Origin of the sequence: Fodinisporobacter ferrooxydans (assembly GCF_022818495.1) — a bacterium.
GTDB classification, from domain to species: Bacteria; Bacillota; Bacilli; order Tumebacillales; family MYW30-H2; genus Fodinisporobacter; species Fodinisporobacter ferrooxydans.
The window spans coordinates 3,186,323-3,211,093 of the sequence record NZ_CP089291.1; the positions used below are offsets into that span (position 1 = coordinate 3,186,323).

At 46.5% G+C, this 24,771-nt stretch carries 23 protein-coding genes; 19 read left to right on the forward strand and 4 right to left on the reverse strand.

Annotated elements, in window-relative coordinates; genetic code table 11:
- Positions 1–214: 214 nt before the first annotated feature.
- The 9 genes from LSG31_RS15260 to LSG31_RS15300 all read left to right on the forward strand — a co-directional run bounded on the left by LSG31_RS15260 (position 215) and on the right by LSG31_RS15300 (position 11,058).
- Positions 215–574, forward strand: a complete 360-nt coding sequence (locus tag LSG31_RS15260) for a Na-translocating system protein MpsC family protein (RefSeq protein WP_347435932.1) — start codon at positions 215–217, stop codon at positions 572–574.
- A 349-nt stretch (positions 575–923) separates the two neighbouring features.
- Positions 924–1,748 carry a formate/nitrite transporter family protein gene (locus LSG31_RS15265; RefSeq protein ID WP_347435933.1) on the forward strand — a complete coding sequence of 275 codons (825 nt, stop codon included), beginning with the start codon at positions 924–926 and terminating at the stop codon, positions 1,746–1,748.
- A gap of 71 nt (positions 1,749–1,819) precedes the next feature.
- Complete coding sequence (gene fdhF, locus LSG31_RS15270; protein WP_347435934.1) at positions 1,820–4,888, forward strand: formate dehydrogenase subunit alpha; 3,069 nt, start codon at positions 1,820–1,822, stop codon at positions 4,886–4,888.
- A complete protein-coding gene (locus LSG31_RS15275) occupies positions 4,845–5,318 on the forward strand; it encodes a helical membrane plugin domain-containing protein (protein ID WP_347435935.1) in 474 nt (157 codons plus the stop codon). The genes fdhF and LSG31_RS15275 overlap by 44 nt, the downstream gene beginning before the upstream one ends.
- 27 nt (positions 5,319–5,345) lie before the next feature.
- Positions 5,346–5,537: a hypothetical protein gene (locus tag LSG31_RS15280; RefSeq protein ID WP_347435936.1), complete on the forward strand. Its 192-nt coding sequence runs from the start codon at positions 5,346–5,348 to the stop codon at positions 5,535–5,537.
- 311 nt (positions 5,538–5,848) lie between these two features.
- Positions 5,849–7,015: an aminotransferase A gene (locus LSG31_RS15285; protein WP_347439530.1), complete on the forward strand. Its 1,167-nt coding sequence runs from the start codon at positions 5,849–5,851 to the stop codon at positions 7,013–7,015.
- Between the two features lie 27 nt (positions 7,016–7,042).
- On the forward strand, positions 7,043–8,620 hold the full coding sequence (locus LSG31_RS15290) for a DHA2 family efflux MFS transporter permease subunit (protein WP_347435937.1): 1,578 nt from the start codon (positions 7,043–7,045) through the stop codon (positions 8,618–8,620).
- A 165-nt stretch (positions 8,621–8,785) separates the two neighbouring features.
- The gene (locus LSG31_RS15295; protein ID WP_347435938.1) at positions 8,786–10,702 is read left to right on the forward strand and encodes a terpene cyclase/mutase family protein; all 1,917 of its coding nucleotides are present in this window, start codon (positions 8,786–8,788) and stop codon (positions 10,700–10,702) included.
- Positions 10,703–10,725: 23 nt separating this feature from the next.
- Entirely contained in the window at positions 10,726–11,058 is a 333-nt protein-coding gene (locus LSG31_RS15300) for a thioredoxin family protein (RefSeq protein WP_347435939.1), read from the forward strand.
- Between the two features lie 44 nt (positions 11,059–11,102).
- Here LSG31_RS15300 and LSG31_RS15305 read toward each other — a convergent pair whose 3' ends face one another.
- On the reverse strand, positions 11,103–11,363 hold the full coding sequence (locus LSG31_RS15305; protein WP_347435940.1) for a YkuS family protein: 261 nt from the start codon (positions 11,361–11,363) through the stop codon (positions 11,103–11,105).
- Positions 11,364–11,437: 74 nt separating this feature from the next.
- Complete coding sequence (locus tag LSG31_RS15310) at positions 11,438–11,656, reverse strand: hypothetical protein (protein WP_347435941.1); 219 nt, start codon at positions 11,654–11,656, stop codon at positions 11,438–11,440.
- Positions 11,657–11,871: 215 nt separating this feature from the next.
- Here LSG31_RS15310 and tlp point away from each other — a divergent pair, with 215 nt between their 5' ends.
- From tlp to mrdA, 3 genes are all read left to right on the forward strand, one after another.
- Positions 11,872–12,096 carry a small acid-soluble spore protein Tlp gene (gene tlp, locus LSG31_RS15315; protein WP_347435942.1) on the forward strand — a complete coding sequence of 75 codons (225 nt, stop codon included), beginning with the start codon at positions 11,872–11,874 and terminating at the stop codon, positions 12,094–12,096.
- 278 nt (positions 12,097–12,374) lie between these two features.
- Positions 12,375–13,241: a lipoate--protein ligase family protein gene (locus LSG31_RS15320; protein ID WP_347435943.1), complete on the forward strand. Its 867-nt coding sequence runs from the start codon at positions 12,375–12,377 to the stop codon at positions 13,239–13,241.
- A 152-nt stretch (positions 13,242–13,393) separates the two neighbouring features.
- Positions 13,394–15,277 (forward strand): penicillin-binding protein 2, encoded by a 1,884-nt coding sequence (gene mrdA / locus LSG31_RS15325; RefSeq protein ID WP_347435944.1) that lies wholly within the window; start codon positions 13,394–13,396, stop codon positions 15,275–15,277.
- A gap of 151 nt (positions 15,278–15,428) precedes the next feature.
- Here the strand turns inward: mrdA and LSG31_RS15330 are convergent, their stop codons facing one another.
- The gene (locus tag LSG31_RS15330) at positions 15,429–18,005 is read right to left on the reverse strand and encodes a U32 family peptidase (protein ID WP_347435945.1); all 2,577 of its coding nucleotides are present in this window, start codon (positions 18,003–18,005) and stop codon (positions 15,429–15,431) included.
- Between the two features lie 346 nt (positions 18,006–18,351).
- On the opposite strand from LSG31_RS15330, the gene pcrA reads away from it, so the two are divergent.
- The 3 genes from pcrA (at position 18,352) to LSG31_RS15345 (ending at position 21,515) form a co-directional block, all read left to right on the forward strand.
- Positions 18,352–20,460, forward strand: a complete 2,109-nt coding sequence (gene pcrA / locus LSG31_RS15335; RefSeq protein WP_430734282.1) for a DNA helicase PcrA — start codon at positions 18,352–18,354, stop codon at positions 20,458–20,460.
- A 195-nt stretch (positions 20,461–20,655) separates the two neighbouring features.
- A complete protein-coding gene (gene greA / locus LSG31_RS15340) occupies positions 20,656–21,126 on the forward strand; it encodes a transcription elongation factor GreA (protein ID WP_347435947.1) in 471 nt (156 codons plus the stop codon).
- A 167-nt stretch (positions 21,127–21,293) separates the two neighbouring features.
- The gene (locus LSG31_RS15345; RefSeq protein WP_347435948.1) at positions 21,294–21,515 is read left to right on the forward strand and encodes a hypothetical protein; all 222 of its coding nucleotides are present in this window, start codon (positions 21,294–21,296) and stop codon (positions 21,513–21,515) included.
- 285 nt (positions 21,516–21,800) lie between these two features.
- Here the strand turns inward: LSG31_RS15345 and LSG31_RS15350 are convergent, their stop codons facing one another.
- A complete protein-coding gene (locus LSG31_RS15350) occupies positions 21,801–22,649 on the reverse strand; it encodes a deoxyribonuclease IV (RefSeq protein WP_347435949.1) in 849 nt (282 codons plus the stop codon).
- Positions 22,650–22,845: 196 nt separating this feature from the next.
- Here LSG31_RS15350 and LSG31_RS15355 point away from each other — a divergent pair, with 196 nt between their 5' ends.
- The 4 genes from LSG31_RS15355 to LSG31_RS15370 all read left to right on the forward strand — a co-directional run bounded on the left by LSG31_RS15355 (position 22,846) and on the right by LSG31_RS15370 (position 24,768).
- Entirely contained in the window at positions 22,846–23,079 is a 234-nt protein-coding gene (locus LSG31_RS15355; RefSeq protein ID WP_347435950.1) for a spore coat associated protein CotJA, read from the forward strand.
- Positions 23,076–23,336, forward strand: coding sequence for a spore coat protein CotJB (locus tag LSG31_RS15360; RefSeq protein ID WP_347435951.1), 261 nt, complete (start codon positions 23,076–23,078; stop codon positions 23,334–23,336). The genes LSG31_RS15355 and LSG31_RS15360 overlap by 4 nt, the downstream gene beginning before the upstream one ends.
- A gap of 80 nt (positions 23,337–23,416) precedes the next feature.
- Positions 23,417–23,986, forward strand: coding sequence for a manganese catalase family protein (locus LSG31_RS15365; RefSeq protein ID WP_347435952.1), 570 nt, complete (start codon positions 23,417–23,419; stop codon positions 23,984–23,986).
- A gap of 593 nt (positions 23,987–24,579) precedes the next feature.
- The gene (locus LSG31_RS15370) at positions 24,580–24,768 is read left to right on the forward strand and encodes a hypothetical protein (protein WP_347435953.1); all 189 of its coding nucleotides are present in this window, start codon (positions 24,580–24,582) and stop codon (positions 24,766–24,768) included.
- Positions 24,769–24,771 lie beyond the last annotated feature (3 nt).

The following is a 24,771-nucleotide window of genomic DNA, read 5'->3' on the forward strand; positions in this document are numbered from 1 at the left end:
GGGAATTTACTGCAGTATTTTGTTAGAACGAAAAAATATTTTGTCGAAAAAACAGAAAATTCCGCTGGGGAATTGTGCTTGTTGCACGTGAAAACAACAGAATGGATGGAAAAGAGGCCGGGGAGTCATCACATCCCCGGCTATTTGATTTGTTGAAAAATTGTCATAATGTGTTATCATAGGATCATATCGATGAGAAAGTGGGAATGTGTTTTTGAAATCGAAAGAAAGCGCATTTAATGAAATCATCCGAAAAGTCCGCAAAGATCTTTTTGGAAAAGGCCCGGAACGCATACGAACGGTTTTTTTGGAGAATATGGCAATCACGACGCTGTATGGGAATTTGACTCCGACGGAAAAATTTATTGCAAAGACGGCGGAAGGGGCGGAGATGATTCATGCTGCTCGCACCAAAATGATTCAGCAGATGTATAAAGAGAAAGTGCCGGAAGGTTTGGAGGAATTGATGGATGCAAAGCTGCAGCATCTGTTCTCTGACTTTCATGTGGATGATGATATGGCGGTTTCTATTTTTATTTTTGATAAATCTATTGATTCTGTAAACAACAATTGATACTATTTTGAAGACGGATTATAGTATAGTTTCTGTTGTTTTACAATCAGGCATGCTTAAGTGAGTGGTCAGACAGTGGTTAAGCAAAACCGCAAGTTGTGCGAAGTCGAAGCAAAGAGCGATTTTTGAAAAATCGGTACATCATGGCGCATGGAATGATGGCGCGGGCGTGAAGCACGCGTTTTCGCTATCAAACCAAGTTTTACATAGTTGGATATCTGGTTGAACTTTCTATATCGATCATGTGGATAGAATTAACCAGCATGAAACGGCTCCAGGTTCGGAGTTTGTTTTATGCTGGTTTTTTTTATATATATTCTATTTATTTTTCATTTAGGAGGAAAAGAAAATGGCGTTTCATTCACCGAAAAAAATTGCGGAGTTGTCCGTGCAGGCAGGTATCAACAAGGCCAATATGCCGTTGCCCAATCAGTTGATCCTGGGATTTTTGGCAGGAGCCTTTATTGCTTTGGGCTTTTTGCTGGATATTCGGGTTACTGCCAGTTTGCCGAAAGACTGGGGAACATTTGGGGCATTTCTCGGCGCTTCCGTCTTCCCGGTGGGACTTATGTTGGTCGTAATCGCAGGGGCAGAATTATTAACGGGAAATATGATGACATTGCCGATCGCATTATTTTCCAAACGGGTCGGAGCAAGTCAAGTCATTCAGAACTTTTTTTGGATTACAATTGCGAACTTTATTGGATCTATATTTGTAGCATATGTATTTGGCCATGTGGTGGGATTGACAGCTTCCGGTCCGTTTTTACTGAAAACGGTTGCGATTGCCAATGCAAAATTGCATGACAGTTTTATTCAAGCATTTTTCTCGGCGATCGGCTGCAACTGGTTGGTCGCTTTGGCGGTCTGGATGGCATATGGGTCGGAAGATATCGGCGGCAAGATTCTCGGCATCTGGTTTCCCATCATGGGCTTCGTAGCGATTGGATTCCAGCACGTGGTTGCCAACATGTTTGTCATCCCGGCTGCCATTTTTGAGGGCCATGCGACTTGGGCCGACTATTTCAGAAATTTTGTTCCCGTATTTTTGGGAAATTTGGTCGGCGGCGGCCTGTTCGTCGCGTCTGCGTACTGGGTTACATACATTCGTGACGGAAAATCTGCCAGCGCGGCAAGCGGCGCGCAGCAGTCAAACCAAACGACAGTCGCGTAACGGCAGGAGCCTTATATACGACAGGCGTGTAAATATAGAGAAAAGCAAAGCGCAAGGAGGGGTACATTTCGATGTCTACAAAACAAGAAGAGCAAACAGTCAAGCAGGCGGTGCAGATTACCATAGACGGAAAAACGTTGGGAGCATCTTCCGAACAAAGTATTCTGGAGGCAGCTTTGCAACAAGGACTGGAAATTGCACATATTTGCTACCATCCGAATCTCGGGGCGATTCAGTCTTGCGATACGTGTACGGTTGAAGTCGATGGAAAGCTCGTTCGTTCCTGCGCCACGAAGGTGACAGATGGAATGATGATACGGACAGATTCGCCAAGCGTCAAGGAAGCGCAACAGGTGGCAATGGATCGGATTCTGGAAAATCATTTATTGTATTGCACCGTGTGCGATAACAACAACGGCAATTGTAAAGTTCACAATACGGCTGAGCTTTTGCAAATCGAGCATCAAAACATCCCGTATCGTTCCAAAGGGTATGAAGTGGATATGAGCAATCCCTTCTATCGGTACGATCCGGATCAGTGCATTTTGTGCGGGCGCTGTGTGGAAGCTTGTCAAGACCTGCAGGTAAATGAAACACTCTCCATCGATTGGGAAGCGGATCGTCCCCGTGTCTTGTGGGATCATGGTTCGCCGATCAATGAATCGTCCTGCGTTTCCTGCGGCCATTGTGTCACCGTTTGCCCATGCAACGCACTAATGGAAACATCCATGCTCGGCGAAGCTGGTTTCTTGACAAAAACACAGCCGGACGTTTTGGACTCCATGATCGATTTGGTGAAACAAGTAGAGCCGGGGTATGGCGGGATCTTTGCCGTTTCCGAGATCGAGTCGGCGATGCGGGATACGCGGATACAGAAGACAAAGACCGTCTGTACATTTTGCGGCGTCGGCTGTACATTTGATGTCTGGACAAAAGACCGCCACATTTTAAAAATCGAACCGACGCCGGAAGCGCCTGTCAACGGTATTTCCACATGTGTCAAAGGAAAATTCGGCTGGGATTTTGTCAATAGTGAAGAACGGTTGACAACGCCGCTGATTCGGCGCGGCGATACATTTGTCGAGGCAACTTGGGAAGAAGCCTTTGACCTGATTGCAAGCAAACTTTCACAGATCAAAGAACAGCATGGTGCAGACAGTCTAGGTTTTATCTCATCATCGAAAATCACAAATGAAGAAAACTTCCTGATGCAAAAATTGGCTCGCGGCGTTATCGGCACCAATAATGTGGACAATTGTTCCCGCTATTGCCAGTCGCCGGCGACGGATGGACTTTTTCGAACCGTCGGCTATGGCGGCGATGCCGGGTCGATTCACGACATAGCAAATGCCGGCCTGGTGATCATCGTCGGCGCAAATCCGGCCGAAGCGCACCCGGTACTGGCAACGCGTGTCAAGCGGGCACACAAATTGCACGGACAAAAATTGGTCGTTGCCGACTTGCGGAAACATGAAATGGCGGAACGGGCAGACGTATTTGTACGCCCTGCGCCTGGCACCGACCACATCTGGCTGTCTGCGGTCGCAAAGTACATCATTGACCAAGGGTGGCAGGCAGAAGCGTTTTTACGGGAGAAAGTGAATGGGCTTGATGAATATTCCAGATTTTTGCAGACATATACCTTGGAATACGCCGAAACAATCACTGGCATCAAGCGGGAAACGCTGATGGAAATCGCCCGCATGATCCGGGATGCGGACGGTACCTGCATCTTGTGGGCAATGGGTGTAACACAGCATTGCGGCGGCAGCGATACGAGCGCGGCGATCAGCAATTTGCTTTTGATTTCCGGCAATTATGGCCGTCCCGGTGCGGGCGCATATCCGTTGCGCGGACATAACAATGTACAAGGCGCCTGTGATTTCGGTACGCTGCCCAAGTTTTTCCCTGGATATCAACTGGTGACGGATGAGGACGTTCGCAGCAAGTTTGAACGGGCATGGGGCACTCCGTTGTCTGACAAACCTGGCATGGATAACCATGAAATGATCGATGCGATCCATGAAGGCAAATTAAAGGGCATGTATTTGATCGGAGAAGATATGGCCTGGGTGGATTCCAATGCCAATCACGTCCATGCAGCACTTGGAAAACTGGACTTTTTTGTCGTACAGGATATTTTCTTTACAAAGACAGCGCAATTTGCCGACGTCATTCTGCCGGCCAGCCCGAGCCTGGAGAAAGAAGGCACGTTTACGAATACGGAGCGGCGCATTCAGCGGTTGTACCAAGTATTCGAGCCATTGGCTGGAAGCAAGCCGGACTGGCAAATCATTTGTGAAATCGCCAACCGGTTGGGCGGCGACTTCTCCTACCGGCATCCTGGCGAAGTGATGGAGGAAGTGGCCCGTCTTACGCCGCTGTTTGCAGGAGTATCCTATGAACGGCTGGAAGGATATAAAAGCTTGCTGTGGCCGGTAGAAGCAGACGGTACAGACACTCCGCTGTTGTATACGCAATCGTTCCATTTCCCGGACGGCAAAGCGAGACTGGCCTGCGTGGATTGGGTACCGCCCGTGCAAATGCCGGATGAGTACGATTTGCATCTGAACAACGGACGCTTGCTGGAACATTTTCATGAAGGGAATTTGACAAATAAATCGACAGGCATCCAGCACAAAGTGCCGGATACGTTTGTGGAAGTGTCTCCCGAACTGGCCGCAGAACGGGGAATCGTCGACGGCATGTACGTTCGGCTGGAATCTCCCTATGGCAAGGTAAAGGTGCGGGCTGTTGTGACAGATCGGGTACATGGCAAAGAACTGTATTTGCCGATGAATTCCGTGAGTGATGAAGGAGCTGTCAATCTTTTGACAAGCAGCTTTACAGATCACATTACACATACACCGGCGTATAAGGAAACAAAAGTGAAAATGACCGTCTTGGAAGAGCGGGGAAGCCATCCCTTGCCGCGTTCCAATCCTCGCTTTGGCCGCCGGCAGCCGCAGCTCGGCATTCAAATCGAACAAAAATGGCAGCGCGCCGATTATACGCCCATTCATGATCGTTTCGAACCTGCAGACAGCGCGGACAAAGAAGGGCGCGCACAGACGCGCCAAAAGGAGGGGAATGAAAGTGGCAAGAGCAATTACGCATATTCACAGGCAAGCGCCAAGTAAAGAAGCACAACGGCAGCAGTCTCTGGATCAGCTGAGTGCAGCCGTATCCGATCACGGGGATGCGCTGCTCGATACGTTGCGGCTGATTCAGTCGCTGCATGAAAGCGGCGCATTGGAAGCGGCAGCGGCACTGATCCAGGCGCGGGAGCAAGTGACGAAAATCGCTGTTGACCAATTGTCCAGACAGACTGTAACACATACGATCAGCCACGCCATGAGCGGTTTGGAAGTGCTTGGCAAGCTGGATCCGGTGCAGCTGAACCAATTGTTGACGAATGTGGTAAATGGAATTAACCGTGCGGAAGAAACGCTGCAGCGAAAAGAAAAAATAGGGTTGTTGGATCTCTATAAAGCACTGCACGATCCAAGCATCAATCGGGCCATTGCCGTCAGCCTCGGATTCCTGCGGGGTGTCGGGGAAAATCTGTAAATCTATCATAGGATCGGAAGAATATGTTTGAAACGCATGGAATCACATGGAATCACATGGAATCACATGGAATCACATGGAATCACATGGAATCACATGGAATCACATGGAATCACATGGAATCACATGGAATCACATGGAATCACATGGAATCACAATATTGCACAGGCGAAACGATCCATAAATGTGCAAGTCTTGCATCATCCGAAATACCTTTGAGGAGACATACAGTTCTCCTCATTTTTTTATTGGATCCAGAAATTGAATGCAAGCAAATGTACTACCATTCCAAAAAAACGGGCTGCCAATTGTTTCGCTTCACCGAAACGCATGAGAAGCCAAGTTTTCCTTATGCAAATCGTGAATTTTCATAGTACAATGTCAAACAGGACAATACATGTCAAACAGTACAACAATGTCAAACAGTACAATAGAAGTACAGGAAGAGATTTTATATTTTTATAGTGCAGATTTTTATCATACATAGAGGTGAATCAGATATGGCAGCATCGGACAGTAAGCAATTTGACATGGAACATCTTATCAATCCAAACGTTCGCAAGATTCAGATTTCCGGAATTCGCAAATTTGCAAATTTGGTGGCACAGCACCAAAATGTAATCTCCTTGACAATTGGCCAGCCGGATTTTCCAACGCCGCAGCATGTAAAAGAACGGGCAAAAACAGCGATTGATGAAAATCGTACCGGGTATACGGAGAATGCAGGATTGCTGGATGCACGCAAGGCTGCATGCCAATTTCTTTCCATCAAATATGGATTGTCCTACGATCCGAAGTCAGAAGTGATCATAACAAACGGAGCGACAGAAGCGATTGATATTGCGTTGCGTACGGTATTGGCACCCGGCGCGGAAGTTATCTTGCCTGGCCCTGTGTATCCCGGCTATGAGCCGGTGATTCGCTTGTGTGGCGCCATACCCGTATTTGTCGATACGCGAGCGGACGGTTTTAAATTGCGGGCAGAAGCAATCGAACAAGCACTGACGGAACATACGCGCTGTGTGATCTTGCCATATCCGTCAAATCCGACAGGCACTACACTTTCATATTCTGAACTGGAATCCATTGCGAACGTATTGCAAAACCGCAATGTGTTTGTGATTTCCGACGAAATCTACAGTGAATTGGTGTATGATGGCAGCCATGTTTCGATCGCTTCCTTCCCTTCCATGCGGGAGAAAACAATTGTAATCAACGGGTTGTCCAAATCTCATTCCATGACCGGTTGGAGAATCGGATTGACATTTGCCCCAGAGTATATTACGCGCCATATGCTGAAGGTGCACCAATATAGTGCTACTTGTGCGTCTTCCATCAGCCAGCATGCAGCGCTTGAAGCATTCGAAGGCGGAGTTGAAGATGCCGTGGCAATGAAAGTGGAGTATGTGCAGCGCCGCGACTATGTGTTTGAACGCCTGCAGCGGATGGGATTTGACGGGATCAAGCCGTCCGGCGCGTTTTATCTGTTTCCGTCGATTCGACCTTTTGCGGAAAACTCCTTTGATTTTGCCGCACAATTATTGGAAAAAGCAAAAGTGGCAGTCGTGCCAGGTGCTGCTTTTTCTGAATATGGGGAAGGATATATCCGGATTTCCTATGCGTATTCCATGGAGACATTGAAGGAAGGAATGGATCGGATCGAATATTTTTTACATGGAAACCAAACAATAGAATAAGAACGTACAGGGGGTGGTGTGCTTCAAATGGCAAGCGCAAAATCACAGCAACCAAAACAGCTGAACAAAAACTCGATTATGCTCGTCATGGTACTCGGGGCGTTTGTGGCGATTTTGAATCAGACGTTGTTAAATGTAGCGATTCCGCAACTTATGGCTGATTTCAGTGTATCGGCAGATACTGTCCAATGGCTGTCTACCGCGTATATGCTGACAAACGGCGTATTAATCCCGGTGACACCATTTCTCATCGATCGGATTTCTACGCGAAAACTATTTATAACAGCCATGGTTCTTTTTACAGTCGGATCGTTCATTTGCTCACTGGCTACCAATTTTTCCATCTTATTGATCGGGCGCATTGTGCAGGCGTTTGGTGCGGGTGTTTTGATGCCGTTGATGATGACGGTGATTCTTGTCATTTATCCGCCCGAAGTGCGGGGACGCGCCATGGGAACAATTGCCATAGCGATGTTTTTCGCCCCTGCCGTTGGCCCCACATTATCCGGTTGGATTATCGAGCATTGGACATGGCGGATCTTGTTTTATGTCGGAATGCCGATCGCAATCGCCGATATTGTCCTTGCGATGACGCTGATGCCGAATATTATGGAGCGCAAGGATCGGGATTTGGATGTATTGGGATTCATTACATCTACCATCGGTTTTGGCATGTTATTGTACGGATTCAGTGAAGCAGGCAGCAAAGGCTGGGGGGATGTAGCAGTCGTCCTTCCGATCATCATCGGAATCATCTTTATTATCCTGTTTGCTGTGCGCGAAGTTACGGCAGATGAGCCGATGATGGATTTGAGCGTATTCAAATATAGCATATTTACCATTGCAACATTGGTGAGTTGTGTCGTGAATATGGCATTGTTTGGCGCGATGATTCTCGTTCCGATCTATCTGCAAAACATCCGCGGCTTTACACCGCTGGAATCGGGACTTCTTTTGCTGCCTGGCGCGATTATCATGGCGATCATGTCGCCCATTTCCGGCGCTTTATTTGACAGAGTGGGCGTACGTCCATTGGCGGTCATCGGCTTGATCATTACAGCGTTAACCACATGGAATTTCAGCAAATTGAGCATGGATACGACATATGGACATATCATGCTTTTATATACATTTCGCATGTTCGGAATGTCGTTTATTTCGATGACGATCATGACAGCCGGTTTGAATCAGTTGCCTCGCTATCTGGCCAGTCATGGAACCGCAGCAGCCAATACGGCACGACAAATTGCCGCATCCCTCGGCACGGCGTATCTGGTTTCCGTCATGTCCAATCGATCTACATTTCACTTGGCCAATTACACAGAACATATATCGGCCAGCAATCCTTTTGTATATCAATTCCTGCAGGGATTGGGACAGATGCTTTCGGCAAATTTGCAACAGCTCCCGCAAGTGGGTCAATCGTTGGCATTAAACGTCTTGTACGGGATTATGATGCAGCAATCGACGATTGAAGGGATCAATGATGCATTTATTGTTGCAACGATTCTGACGGTTATTGCGCTGGTTCTTTCTTTCTTCTTAAGAAGAGTTCGGGCCCAAAGTGAATTGCGAACCGCCGTACCGGAGCAAAACAAGAAGTAAATCAGACTGGAATCGAATCAACCCGGTGAAATCCCCATTACGTTTGACGTGTGATGGGGATTTTTATGGATTTTTATGGATGTGAAAATGCAGAAACGTGTAAAGGATCTTCGGCGACTCACGTATCATACAACAAAGTTCTCATAAGGACGGTGTGTGTTTCGTATGATAGAAAAGATCGATGCTGCGATTTCCGGGATGTCGCATGAAGCTATACAAAGGCAAGTGCCGGACGGTTCCTTTCGATTTTGTTACGAGAGCGGTCTGATGACGGATGCCTATATGATTTTCGTATTGCGCACATTGCTCATCCATGACGAAGACCTCATACAAGCATTGGCCGAGCGCATTTTGTCACTGCAAGAACCTGCCGGTGTCTGGAAATTGTTTCATGATGAAGAAGAAGGAAATCTTTCCGCAACGTTAGAAGCATATTATGCATTATTGGCATCGGGTGTTGTAAAAGAAACGGATGAGCGCATTTCCACAGCCAGGCAGTTTATTCTAGCAAAGGGCGGAATGAACCAATGCAGTTTGATCACACAAGCAATGCTGGCACTGACAGGCCAGTATCCATGGCCGGCGCATCTTCGCTTCCCCCTCGAATTCTTGCTGCTGCCAGCTTCCATGCCGGTGAATTTTTATGAGTTTGCCGGATTTGCACGTGCGCACTTGCTGCCAGTGATGCTCGCAAGTGATAAAACGTTCAGTATCAAATCCACAATGACGCCTGATATTTCCTACTTGGATGTAGATTCTGCAATGGACGCAGATTCTGCAACACATCGTCACATGCGTTCTTTGCATGATCTATTGCATGCAAGCGTCGATTCTTTGCAACAGTTTTTTCAAAATCTGAAAGAGTTTCCCCAGAAATTGCACGAACATGCAGTTGCAACAGCAAAACAGTATATGCTGGAGCGAATAGAAACAGACGGTACATTTTACGGGTATGCAAGTTCTACCTATCTGCTGATTTATGCATGGCTGTCTCTTGGCTATCCAAAAGAGCATGATGTGATACGAAAAGCCATACGGGGACTGCGTACATTGGCATTTCCGGCGGGAACAACCATTCACATCCAGAACACCACATCGACGGTATGGGATACGGCACTTTTGACATATGCGCTGCAGGAAGCGGGAATGTCGGAAAGATCCCCAATCATTCGAAATGCCGGTAGATATCTTCAATCGAGTCAGCACAATCGTCCGGGAGATTGGAAAATCCACAATCCCGACGGGAAACCGGGGGGATGGGGTTTTTCCGATGCCAATACGATGAATCCGGATGTGGATGACACGTCAGCCGCCTTGCGTGCCATTCGCAGTCAAGGGATCATCGCTGGATCGGCAAAACATGCCTTTGAGCGGGGAAACGGCTGGTTGATTTCCATGCAAAATGATGATGGCGGCTGGCCTGCCTTTGAAAAAAATACAGACTCTCCGATTTTGGGTTCGATTGCGGTTGATGGTACAAAAAATGTTCTAATCGATCCATCATCCGTAGATTTGACGGGAAGAACATTGGATTATCTCGGATCCATAGGACATTCAGGGAAAGAACCGATGATAGAAAAAGGGGTTCGATGGCTGTTGGCCCATCAGGAGCCTAACGGATCCTGGTACGGACGGTGGGGAGTTTGTTACATTTATGGCACATGGGCAGCTGTCACAGGTTTGCGCGCAGTCGGGGTCGATAAAAATCACCCGGCATTGCAAAAAGCATTGCGGTGGCTCCTGCATATTCAAAATGCGGACGGCGGTTGGGGCGAATCGTGCAAAAGCGATCAGGTGCGGAAGTTTGTTTCCCTCGGTTCCAGTACGCCGTCCCAAACCGCATGGGCTGTCGATGCATTGGTCGCAATACTGGATGAGCCCGTAAATGAATTGGACAGAGGCATCCGCCGATTGACCGGATTCGCGGAACAAAACGAGAGCGACTGGCGCATCACGTATCCAACAGGAGCGGGCTTGCCAGGAAATTTTTATACACATTATCATAGTTATCGATATATTTGGCCGATGCTTGCACTTGCTCATTATAAAAAAAAGTATCAGTATGAAAGGAGAGCAAAGTGAAATGCCTGACTCTGGAGGATCATATGAAAGTGAAAGATGCGTCTGAACGGGATATAAAGCAAATGCAGAAAGACGGAAAAAGCTTTGCCGTGTTTTTTTATACGCCATTGTGCGGAACCTGCAAAGTCGGTGAGAGAATGTTAAATATCGTACTCGAAATGCATGCAAGTCTGCCGCTGGTAAAATGCAATGTAAACTTCGCGGCAAACTTGGTGCAGACATGGCAAATCTCCAGCATTCCCTGTTTGGCGATTGTCCGGCAAGGAATTTTGTATAAAAAAGAGTATGCAATGCGTTCTGTCGACCATTTGTATCAGCGATTGCACCCTTTATTTATTATCAACCAGGCGGAGTGAACTCTCCGCCTGGTTCCCCGCTGTTCAGCTTTGCTGCAACGAGTTTATTTTCCTTCCGATTGAATGCGGTTATACACCTGTTCCGGTGTCAGTCCGGATGCGTTTATGACAGGGCATCCGCACTGTACGGATTGCATCCCCATTAGATTCTGATCTGCACCTGAAATGACAATGGCGGAGTAGGAAGTGGAATTTGCGCTTGCATTTTGTATGGAATTCGCATCCAATGTTTCTACTTGACAACCTTGATTGCTCAAATATTCCTGCATAGGAGATAAGTTGGATTCTACACATACTTTTTTCATGCGACAGTTCCTCCCTTGGTCAGTCAAAGTGACGATTGTATTATGTGCGGTTGGCCAAATACTATACAAGCCGCTTATAAAACAGAAAAATAACCGTTTACATGTCCATCCTGGTAATCCTTAATGGAATTTTTGTATACAATGGAATTCGATTCTTTTAGAAATCGGTCAAATTCCTCTTTTGACATGGTTGCCGTCCATTTTTGGTTTGCATGTTCGTGAAACCCCCATTGATCGACATGAAGCTGCGGTATTTTTTCCAACGTTTGATTTGTTAATGACACATAGATCACGTTACATTCCCCGCTTATCTTTTGGAGTATAGTGATTCCAAACGAAATTTGCTTCCTGCTTCCTATGTGCTTTTTTCTCTTTGTAGATTGGACAATACCCGATTTCTTTATGCTGCGTGTTTTTTGCATTTCGATCCTGCATTTTCATCACATAACGAAACAGAGGTTGGTGCACAATGTAAACGCAAAACACATTGACAAGGGGGACGTTTGCGATGGCAAAACCGGATGATCGTTCCGATAATGTAGAAAAACTTCAACAAATGATCGACAACACAATGGAAAATATGCGGGATACAAGGGATTATTTAAAAGCGCACAAGAGTGAAATTCGCGCAGACGAACGGACAGATCTAATCGAAAAAAATGAACGACGGGAAGAGAGCATCGAAGGATTTCGTTCTGAAATTCAAGATGAAGTACAGGCAAGAAAACAGTAGCACAACGAACAAATAAATAACCTGCGACATGCAGAGTGGCCAAAGCGCCACTCTTTTTCACGTGTGGGCTGCAGTGCGGCAAACAAGAATAACGGCAAGAGCCTGAATCGACAACAGTCGAAAACGGCAGAAAGCACAGAGCAACACAAAGCAGAACAAACTGCAGAAAAAAGAAGAAAGTCTCGCGATTACAGAGATTTTTCTGTATAATAATGATTTTGGAGAAATCACTTTATGTTTCTTGGTTTTTTACATTACACTATTGGATGTGGGTTTTCGTGAGTGAAACTTTACTAGATACATTAGCAAGCATTCGATTTATCGATGATTGTCTTGTACTGAATCATACCGATCCCTTATGGAATCATGCGCTGGATGAAGGAATTGCCAGCCATGTGGCGAAAAAACAGCAGCCGGCCACTGTGCGCTGCTGGCGATACCAGCGGGCGTTGATGATGGGACGGCGGGATATGCGGCTTCCCCGCATGTCCGAAGCGATTGAGTGGATCCTTGCCAAAGGCTATGATGTGGCTGTACGGCCCTGTGGCGGTGCTTGCGTGCCGCTGGATCAGGATGTTTTAAATGTGTCTCTCATCCTTCCGGCACAGGATTATAAGGCACTTCCACTTTCTGAAGGGTTTCGTATGATGGCAAATCTTTTATCCGAATCACTCCAAAAAGTTGCGGATGTCCGCACAGGGGAAGTGGAAGGTTCGTATTGTCCAGGTGATTTCGATTTATCAGTTGATAGGATCAAGATCGCAGGCATCGCCCAACGGCGGGTGATGGGTGCTGCCATTATCCAGGCATTTCTATTGGTCAGGGGTTCCGGTGAGCAGTATTTTGATCTGATTCGCCAAATGTATGAACGTGCAGGATTGTACGACACTATGGAGTCCCATCGCCCATTGCCGTCTTTACGGAGTGGGAGCATGGGAAGTTTGGAGGAGATCGTAAAGATAGAAATTTCACCGCAGCAAGTGACAGATCGCATCTTGCAACACCTGCAAGCAAGAGTCGGGGCAGGAAACGTATCCAGCACAAATGTCTCAACTGCAGAAATTCATGCAGCACAGATGGAACGCCAACGGTTTCAAAGCCAATTACAGCTTGTCTGCTATTTACACGCGAATCCGAATGACTGATCCCATGGCAAACCGATGCAAATCGCTCATTGCATGTCGCGCCAATGGTAAATCGATTGTCAAAATATGAAACCGAATGTTCATTGGGAAATATGGTACTATGAAGTGTATGGAGTGAGCATGAAATATAGAAAAAGGATGGTTCCTGTGCAATGAATCAATTTGAAAGAGACGACAAAGAACAATCCGATGTCCGGGAATTTTCGATTAGCCGCTTGAATGTTTTATTTGTAATCGTATTTTTGATTTTGGTATCATTAGTCATCCGTTTGGGTTTTCTGCAATTGACAAAAGGCGCTACGTATCGTTCCCTTGCAACAGACAGCCATTTGGACCAGATGCCAATCCCGGCTCCCAGAGGGTTTATATATGACCGGAATCATCAGTTGCTCGTATCGGATAATCCGTCCTTTACATTAATGTATAGCGGCACGTTGGGGAAAGACGAACCGCAATTCAAAACGTTGGTCAACCGCATTCACAATGTCATTCCGGAAATATCCGAGGATGAAATTGGCAAGCGCATGACGGCAAATCCTTGGCTCAGTGTTACACACAGGGTGTATACGGGATTGAATGAGAAACAAGTCTCTTTTATCCGTGAGCATCAGAATGATTTTCCCGGATGCAATATTATTGAGGAGCCGCAGCGAAATTATTTAAATGGAGATTTGGCGGGCCATGTCATTGGCTATCTGAATTCCATTCCAGGGGATAAGGCCAGTTCTTATGAGCAGCAAGGGTATCAAAAAGACGATAAAGTCGGCATGGCCGGCGTCGAGATGCAATATGAGTCCTATTTGCGGGGAAAAGATGGAAGGCTGACAGTGCAAGTCGACAGCAACAATCATCTCGTGCATAATTTTGGCATGGACCCGGCTCCCGTTAAAGGAGATGACCTGATTCTAAATATTGACAGCGGATTGCAGCAAGCGATGCAAGCCATATTGCAACAGTCCGTATTGGATTTGCAGAAAAAAGGAAAGCCGGCAAAGACAGCGACCGCAGTAGCCATGAATCCAAGTACGGGTGAAATCTATGCGATGGCAAGTTATCCCTACTTTAATCCGCAATGGTTCGTGGAAGGGATCGGCAAGCATATGCAGCAATGGTATGTTTCGCAAAATAACTGGGCCATTCAGGGACTGTATCCGCCGGGCTCGACAGAAAAACCTTTAACAGCCATGGCAGCATTGCAAGATGGCGTAATTACCAAAAATACTTCGATTGACGATAGCGGCGAATTCGTTTGGGATGGCGGGCATTTCCACGACTGGGTCTTGTCCGGTCATGGAAAAGTGGATGTAGAACGGGCATTGGCAGTATCCTGCGATACGTTTTTCTATAATGTAAATTATTGGTTTGCAGGCGAGAGCGACGGACCAAAAGCACACTCCCACGTGATGGATCGATTGCGGTATTATCAGCAGGCGTTTGGGCTTGGGGTGCCGAAGACGGGGACAGGCATTGATTTGCCGTATGAAGCTTCCGGATTTTTATCCGATGGCGGCAATCCCGGCGACTTGATGTTCGCAGCCATCGGACAGGATGAAGAATTTACACCGATCTCCCTTGCCCAGTATACAAGTGCGATTGCCAACGGTGGAAAGCGCATGGAACCGCATATTGTGAAACAAATTGTCGATGCAAACGGACATGTGGTAAAAGAGTTTCAGCCAAACGTGCTGAATACCGTTCCGGTAAGTCCGGAGAATCTCAAGATCGTGCAAGAAGGCATGCAGCGCGTAGTCACGGACCCGGACGGTACGGCACATTATATATTCCTTGGCGCTCCCTATACGGTAGCCGGAAAAACGGGTACGGCCGAAGTCGGTACGGTACCCAACAACAATGATACATCTGTCTTTATCGGTTATGCACCTGTGGATCATCCGCAAATCGCCATTTCTGTCGTGGTGCCGGCGGGCGGTCACAGCAGCGACAGCATCGGGCCGATTTCCAGAGGGATTTTTGATTATTATTTTCAGCACATGGCCAATCAGCAAACGGCCGCTGCTGTCCAAGGGAAACAATAAGCAGAAACAATCATGGGATCGGGATCGGAACCGAAAATGAAAATTGAAAATGAAACGATAAAGATCAAAAATGAAGCGAAAATGCAAAAGGATGGAAGAAACGGTACAGTTTCTCCCATCCTTTTGTTTGCCACCTCACGACACTATATGGTTATTTATCCACATTGCCTACCTTGTCCAATTGACCGCGGGTTACGCCGAGCTGATTGATGGCATTCAATTGCTTCCAGACGGAACGGCCAGGGATTTCTCCGGCCAACGCCCGCTGGTACAGGCGAATGACTTCAAGCACTTTCTCGCCGGGCTCTTCCAAAAATTCAATCCGAAATCGCCGGATGCCGAGAGATCGAAACTCTTCCAGATATTCGGAACCCGATTGCTCGACTGCATGAAAAACGGTATTGCGGCAGCCGGTATCGACCCGTACCGGATGTTCAAAGCCAACCCGGTCTTTCAGCGAGACCCGGTGTTCTTCACAAGGGCGCCCGCAATTGGTATAGTCCGTTCCTTCGCTTAAAAACGTACAGTACACACAATGCTCTGTATGGAACATCGGCATATGCTGATGAATCACCAATTCCATATGCGCCGCAGGAGAATTGCGCAACAGATCGATCATTTGCTGTACGTTCAGATCATAGGAAGGTGTTACATACTCGCAGCCGCGCTCCAAAAACAATTCGGCCGCTTTATGATTGGCGATATTTAATGAAAAATCACCGATCAAAGGAATGCTGCAGCCATGATTGCGATACTGCCATAACGCACCTGTATTCCGTACAAGAATCGCGTCTGGACGCAAAAGTTCGATCGCTTTCAAGATCCCATGCTCGTCAGGCATCAAAATCCTCGGCGTGGCAAGTGCGATCGCTTTACCGTAGGAGCGGGCCGTTTCGACTGCCATCCGGTACTGCTTGGTAAATTCAAAATCTGCATAAATCCACTGCACATCCGTCCCGCAGGCAGCTTCCACCTGCTCTATGGTGCGGCAGAGTATGACCAACTGTGGTGTTTCGGCATACGCCCCATAGAATGGACGTTGGCGATTCAAGGAGTCATGCGATCCAGGAGCCGACTCCATGAATGGCTGTCGGGAAATGTTTGTTTCCCCACGCGGACCTGTTGACGATTTCCGTCTTTGATAGACAGGCGGCGCCTTGCGCAGCGTTTCCAGTTGTACGACAGCTTCCCGGCGCATCCGGTTCAATTCTTTGACAGGCAAGATGACATCGGAACCCAGTTGTTCCGTATCCAATTGTTCCAAATAAAAAATGGTGCCGCCCAATCTCCCCAATTGTTCTTGCAGCAGTTCCGCTGTCAAGGGCCGCTTTACCGCTTGCTCCAACGGTTGGCAAGAAGCGATGGCCACAGAATGTCCGGTCAGCCGATCTGTCCAGACGGTTTGCAGTTCCTCTCCGATATTTCCAGATACCTCGATCTGCAGGGGGAATTCGCGAAACGGTTGATCGGTCTCAAAGGTTTTACGCAGCCTGCGGTCCAGTTCCGGATCGCTCGTTTTCCAAATGCGATCCCCGATATGAATGTTCCGCAAATGGATCGCGTTGCGCCCGAACTGCAATTCATAGGTGCCTGCTTCGACTTCTCCCTCGATTTTTTGTTTCTTCCGAAAAATCTCATAGACGCGGCCGCCTTCTTCGTTTTTTGTCGGATCTCCGGCATCGAATACGATTCCGTCCCCGCGTTTTAACGGATTTTCGATCTCACACAGCACGCCCGTCGGCAAAACTTTTACGACACGTCCCAAAAACACGCCGCGGCTTTTCGGAAACGTGCCTTCCACCAGCTGCTTGTTGTTGGTGCCCTGTAAGAATCCGTGTGTAAAGCCTCTGGAAAAGCTTTGCTGCAACTCCCGCAGTGTTTGCGCCGAGATGTTGACTGCCTTTTTCTCCATGTATTCGTCGATGGCGTGCCGGTATTTGCTGACGACGTTTGCGACATATTCGGGAGATTTCAAACGTCCTTCGATTTTGAAAGATGTCACGCCTGCTTCGATCAGTTCCGGTATCAGGTCGATGGCTGCCAGATCTTTCGGTGAAAGCAAGTATGCGACATGGCCCATGTCTTGTTTTTCACCGTCGCAAATCAGATCATAGGGCAACCGGCAAGCTTGCGCACATTCGCCGCGGTTGGCCGAGCGTCCGCCCCAAACTTCGGAAGTCAGGCATTGGCCGGAGTAGGATACGCAAAGGGCGCCATGAACGAAGACTTCCAGCGGCAGCTTTGTGCGATTGCTGATCTTGGCAATCTGTTTCAGGTTGTTTTCCCGTCCGAGGACGACTCGTTCCATGCCAAATGGGCGGATGAATTCCACTGCTTCCGGAGAAGTAACAGTCATTTGCGTAGAGCCGTGAATCGGAAAATCGGGCGATAATTCGCGGATCAGCTTGACAAGCCCCAAATCCTGAACGATCACGGCATCCACGCCGGCATCCATACATACTTCGATCAAGCGTTTCGCATCTTCCAGTTCATTTTCAAAAATCAGGATGTTAAACGTCAAAAATCCTTTGACGCCGTACAAGTGCAAAAATGACAGGATGTCCGGCAATTCGTCTATGACAAAGTTTTTCGCTCTTGCCCTTGCATTGAATTTTTGGACGCCAAAATATACGGCATCTGCGCCATTGGCAACGGCTGCGCGAAGACATTCCCAGTTGCCGGCAGGTGCAAGCAGTTCAACTGTATTCTGTTTGTCAATTCGTATCATGAACCAGCTTCCTCACGATCTGTTTCTTGATTTTTTTCGATTGTTCGAACCGTGTTTTAAATTCCAATGTGGATGGCCTAACCACATTTTGAATGTGCGCCAATCTGATTTTTACTTATTTTTCCGTTTTTTAATTTCATTGCTTACTTTGCAAATTGGCATTCTATCATTTTACCATAAAACATGATTTTCTTGCTTGCTACCCGCTTCAAATGTTCCAAATGAAACAGGTTCCATGACTGTTTTTCCGCAAAAGAGCATCTATTGTCCTGATACTTGAAACGTGGTATTGTTAAAATTGCATGTCCTTTCATTAGGAGGTAATTGGAATTTGTTGACGGCAAATATGATTACAGATGGATTGAACCCGGAACAGACACTTGCGGTCCGAACAACGGAAGGCCCTCTGTTAGTCCTGGCAGGCGCAGGCTCTGGAAAAACGAGCGTGTTGACAAGGCGGATCGCATATATCATCGGAGAAAGACGGGTAGACCCCTGGAACGTATTGGCGATTACGTTTACCAATAAAGCAGCACGGGAAATGAATGAGCGGATTGTCAAATTGGTGGGAAAAAAAGCCGGTGATATATGGATCGGCACATTTCACTCCATTTGTGTGAAAATTCTGCGCAGAGAAGCTGAGCGAATCGGATATTCGCCAACGTTTACCATATTGGACAGCGATGATCAAATGACTCTGATCAAACAAAGCATGCTGGATTTAAATTATGATTTGAAGCAATACGAGCCGGAGCTTATTCATTATAAAATATCGCAAATGAAAAATGAACTGGAAGCGGCAGATGATGTTGCCGCGACCGCAAAACGTTCCTTGTTGGACCAGGTTGTCGCAAGTACATACCGTTTATACCAAAGGCGGCTAAAAGACTCCAATGCCTTTGATTTTGATGATCTGATCGGCAAAACGATCGAACTCTTTTCTGAACACCCGGATGTACTGCAGCAATATCAGGAAAAATTTCGTTATATACATGTCGATGAGTATCAGGATACCAATCGGGCTCAATATCAGCTGGTGCAGTTGCTGGCGCAGCGATATCGGAATATATGCGTGGTCGGCGACGCAGATCAGGCGATTTATCGCTGGCGTGGTGCGGATATCTCGAATATCTTGAATTTTGAGCGGGATTATCCGGAAGCGCAAGTAGTCAAACTGGAACAAAATTACCGTTCGACAGAAACGATTTTACATGCCGCCAATGCGGTCATTCGACATAATTCGCAACGCAAAGAGAAGAATCTTTGGTCGGGCAATGAAAAAGGCGCAAACATCCAGATTTTTGCCGCATTGGATCAGGAAGATGAAGGATTCTATGTGGCGCAAACCATTCAAAACCATGTGCAAAATGATGGGAAGTATCAGGATTGTGCGGTTTTATACCGGGCCAATTCCCAATCCCGGGCGATTGAAGAAGCGTTTTTGCAGGCAGCCATTCCCTATCGGATTCTCGGCGGGATGACGTTCTACGACCGTCGGGAAATCAAAAATCTCATGGCCTATTTAAAAGTACTAAGCAATCCGCAAGACGAAATCTCTTTGCTGCGGATTATCAATGTACCCAAGCGATCGATCGGGGATAGCACAGTCAAACGCTTGCTGGATTATGCCCATGAGCAGGAACTGACGCTTTTGCAAGCATTGGGACATGGAGAAAAGGTCGGCTTGTCCGGACGTGCGGCACAAGCCGTACTGGAGTTTCATCGTCTGTTGGAACAATTGGCGGATATGCAGGAAGGTCTCACAGTCACAGAGTTTGTAAGTTTGGTTTTACAGCGAACCGGCTTGCGCGATCTATACCTGCATCATCCCAAAGAAGAAGAGCGCAATCGCGCAGACAACCTGGACGAATTTTTGACAGTGACCCGGTCCTTTGACAGACGTCATCCCAATCGGCGTGTCAGCGATTTTTTGGCAGAAGTATCTCTCCTTAGCGACATTGATAAAGGTTCGGATCAGGAAGAAGCCAAAGTGCAAATGATGACACTTCATGCGTCGAAAGGTCTGGAATTTGACGTCGTGTTCATCGTCGGCTTCGAAGAGGGAATTTTTCCGCACCAGCGTTCGATGTTCGACAGCGAAGGAATTGAGGAAGAGCGGAATTTATGTTATGTGGGCATTACACGTGCACGCAAACAATTGTTTATCACATATTGTACAGAACGAACCATTTATGGACAAATGCAGATCAACGATCCGTCCCGGTTTTTACTGGAGATTCCGGAAGATTTGACGGACCGGCATGTGTCAAATTCGATGTATGATACAAATTGGTCGATTGGGGATCGTGTACAGCATCCCAAATGGGGCATTGGTGTGATCCTGGACATTCGAAAACAGGAAGAGGAATCCGTGTTGCAAATCCAATTTCAATCGAAAATCGGCTGCCAGGACGTGCTGCCGGGTAAAATACGGCTAAAACGCGTGGATGCGTAATGTTCGCAGTTTTGACGATTTTATTTAGGAGAAAGTCCATTGACAAATCCTGAATAGGCTGGTAAAAATTTAAGATAATGATAAGAAACTTAACAAACGAAAGAAAGCCAAAAAAATTTCTTGTCGGATTGAAGTGTAAAATTTGCTTCAATGTCCTAAGATAAGATATCGGGTTTTTGGAAAGGGGAAAAGAAAATGGCGAAACAGTTTTACGTGACACCTGAGGGATTGAAAAAGCTCGAAGAGGAGCTGGAATATTTAAAGACGACAAAGCGTGCGGAAGTCAAAGAACGATTGAAAATTGCCCGCAGTTACGGGGATTTAAGTGAAAACAGCGAATACGAAGCGGCGAAAGATGAGCAGGGGATGGTCGAATCTCGGATTGTCATGCTGGAAAATCAACTGCGGAATGCTGTGTTAATTCGCGACGAGGATCGCGTACAAGGAATTGTGACACTTGGTTCGACTGTGACGATTCAAGAAATTCCAGAGGGAGAAGAAGAGACGTATACGATCGTTGGTCCAGCGGAAGCGGATCCCCTGGAAGGGCGTATTTCCAACGAATCCCCCATCGGTCAAAGCTTGCTCGGCAAAGTTCAGGGCGATATGATTCAGGTGCCGGCGCCTGGCGGAGAAATTCAATTTAAAATTTTGCAAGTGTCTTAGGATTTCTTTATTTACCAATACGCAAAAACGCTTTCATTTTGATAAAAATCTCCTTGTTTGCGCATCCTATCAAATGTCTGTTTCGTCTGTTTCCAAACAGAACCAAGCGTGTCTGGTTTTGAAACAGCGTTGATGAAGGAATGTTGCAAACAAGGAGCGATGTATAGGTGGATTGGCAGATATCACTGGAAAGCACATTAGCAGCGAAAGGGCATGCCATGCTGCGTATTGACGGACAGCAATGGCGAGTCCAACAAGACAATCGCGGAAACATTCAATTTAACAGTGAGTATGGTCGTACAGAAACCTTTGATTCCTTTGCCCAATTGACCAATGCGATCTATTCCTGGTATGAAGATCCCAAAATAATGGTTTTGAATTCTCATTGATTATGGTTATGAATTCTCATTGATGCAGGTTTTGAAAAGAAACTCAGGATTTTCAGTCCAGACATCCTTGTTACGACAAGATAGCAGGCAGAAGACGGCAAGATGGCAGGCAGATAATGACGATAACAGGCAGATAATGACAAGATGGCAGTAAGAAATTGAACGTGTAAAAATGCCCGTACGTCACATAAGTGATACGGGCTTCTATGAGTTACGTACAATCCGGTATAAAGGATAAGGGAAGGATTGTCCTATACTCTCCTATCTGTATTCTTCTATATTTGATTACATATAGGAAAGTTGTACTTCCAGCGGCTTCCGGGAACGCAGCAAAGCGATTTCTTCCTTATAATGTCCGCCGGGAGTTTCGAGAATGAGCGGAATCCCTTGCAGAAGTTCATGATGACAAATGCGATAGATGGCTTCCGTACCGATCGATCCTGCGCCGATATTCTCATGTCGATCTTTGTGTGAGTCAAAAGGCGTCTTGGAGTCGTTGATATGAGCGACTTTCAAACGATCCAATCCGATGATGCCATCAAATTGTTTTAAAAATCCGTCAAAATCATGTACGATGTCATATCCGGCGCTATAGTTATGGCAGGTGTCGATGCAAACTGCCATTTTCTCCTGATGCTTGACAAGAGAAAGAATCTCCGCAATTTCTTCCAGGCGAGAACCGACTTTCGAACCATCTCCGGCCATGGTTTCCAAACATACCCAAAGATTTTCCTCACCTGTCAGTATGGAATTCAAACCCTCCGCAATCCGTTTGATTCCATAAGAAATTCCTTCACCCACATGACTGCCGGGATGCATGACAATATAGCGGAAACCCAAATAGCTGACGCGCGCAATTTCTTCCCGCAGCACTTCCACGCCATATTCCCATGTATCTTCTTTGGCGCTTGCCAAGTTGACCAAATACGATAAATGAACGACCGGGTCGGAAATCTGATGGGTTGTTTGCAAATCCAATGCTTCATCCCGGTTGAAGTCTGTAATTGGCCTTGCTTTGCCGCCGCGATTGCTGCGGGTATAGATCATATATGTATCCGCCTCATATGCAATGGATTCCTGGACAGCGGCCAGGAGTCCGGTTTTTGCGATTGATACATTTGCACCTATTTTCATAGCTCTACCTCTTTCTTTTGCAACTCATGTCCATTTGGTCAAATTGTGTGAAATGTTTCTGGCATGTTCTCATTGCCTTTTCTGTATTATACACATTTTTCGCCCATTTTACCTTGGGCGTGTAGCCGATTTTTCCACTTCGAATACCATAGGTATGAGCGGAATATCAAGGCACATGCCGTAAGGAGGATTTTCTATGCACAAGCAGTTCCAGTTTTATGAACCCTATGTCAGCCCATATGACCCTTGTAAACCATCGATGAAAAGCTACGTGGTACCACCCAATCAATATGTGGGATTTCAACCCTATCATTCGCAGCAGTTTGCTCCGATGGAAGCATTTCGTCATGGAACGTTATGGCCGTTGTTTTTTAGCCCATATGAGGGTGAACCACAAGTAAGGGGAGAACAAGGGGGAAAGCAAGAATGAAGTCGATGCCGCAAGAGTATTATCAAAAGCTGGAAGACATTCAGGCGATTGATTTTGTTCTCGTTGAATTGACGTTATACCTTGATACACATCCGGATGATACACAAGCGTTGCAGCAATTCAACGCATATGTTCAGCACAGCAAAATGTTGAAGCAGGAGTTTGAATCCCTGTATGGGCCTCTGCAACAGTATGGCAACAGCTATACAGGATATCCGTGGAGTTGGAACGAACAACCCTGGCCTTGGGAAGTGTGAAAATGTGAAAATGTGAAAATGTGAAAATGTGAAAATGTGAAAAACGATTGACATGAGGATTGCTAAAGGATGTGGGCGTTGTGTGGATTTATGAAAAAAAATTGCAATACCCTGTGCGTGTTGGCAAATGTGATGTGAAAATGGCCAAATACTTAATCGAGCAATATGGCGGCGCGGATGGGGAATTGGCGGCCGCTCTGCGGTATTTGAATCAGCGGTACACCATTCCGCCAAAAGTTGTCGGGCTTTTGACGGATATCGGGACGGAAGAATTTGCCCACTTGGAAATGATCGCTACCATGGTTTATAAACTTACGAAAGATGCCACTCCGGAAGAACTGGAATGTGCCGGACTCGGAAGTCATTTTGTCGATCATGGACGGGCGCTTTACTATCACAATGCAGCGGGAGTACCGTTTACCGCAACATATATCACCGCAAAAGGTGATCCGATTGCCGACCTGTATGAAGATATTGCGGCAGAAGAGAAAGCACGGGCAACCTATCAGTGGTTGATCAACATAAGTGACGATCCGGATATCAAAGACAGCTTGAAGTTCTTGCGTGAACGGGAAATTATCCACGCACAGCGCTTCCGGGAAGCGGTTGAGTTGTTAAAGGAACATCAGGAGCAGAAAACCGTTTATTAAGATTCACGCATAAGAAAGAAGACAAGAACAATTGTTTGAAGGATCGTTTGATCGAAAAACTGGTTTCTTATTCGATGGGAAACCAGTTTTTTATTTTTAAAAGTAGACAGTAAAATTTCGAATGTCAATTACGATATTAATCGTCTGATTCCAATTTATTATAGGCTTACGTTAAGGCGCACTATTAACATCGAAGACGGGCTGATCACGGGCAGTTTAATCAACAGTGGGCTGCGCTGCTGATCTCATTCCCAAGCAAAATTGTTGCAATATTTGGAAGTTGGGAATTTCACCAACTGTGGCATGTGAACTTATCCTGGTTATGGAACGATTTCGAATTTCGATCAAGAAGAAAACGTATTTTGCGTTTGCGCCGTACTTGTTTGCGTCTAGCGTGATCGTTACCATTTTTGCGATGTTCCACACGTACTCCTATGTTGCGTAAACAATGGATACTTTCTTCTGCTTGGTCCTAACGGATTGTGTGAAACTTTTGTATTTTGTAGTAGAATCAAATTAAGATGTGAAAATGTTGAAGCGTATTGCCACGAATCAATAATATAATTCAGCGACTAATACGAGGAGTGATTGCAATGTCCGTGAGCCGCGAAGAGTTACTTCGAATCGTAGAAATTTTACCAGAAGAGAAATTGCCTAAATTAGCTGAGTTGCTTGGTGTCGTTTACGAAGAGGACGATGAGGAATTGACTGAGGAAGAATTAAAGGCTTTAGAGTTGGCAGAACGGCAATACGCGGATGGCGAATATCCTATACACTTTTAGCAT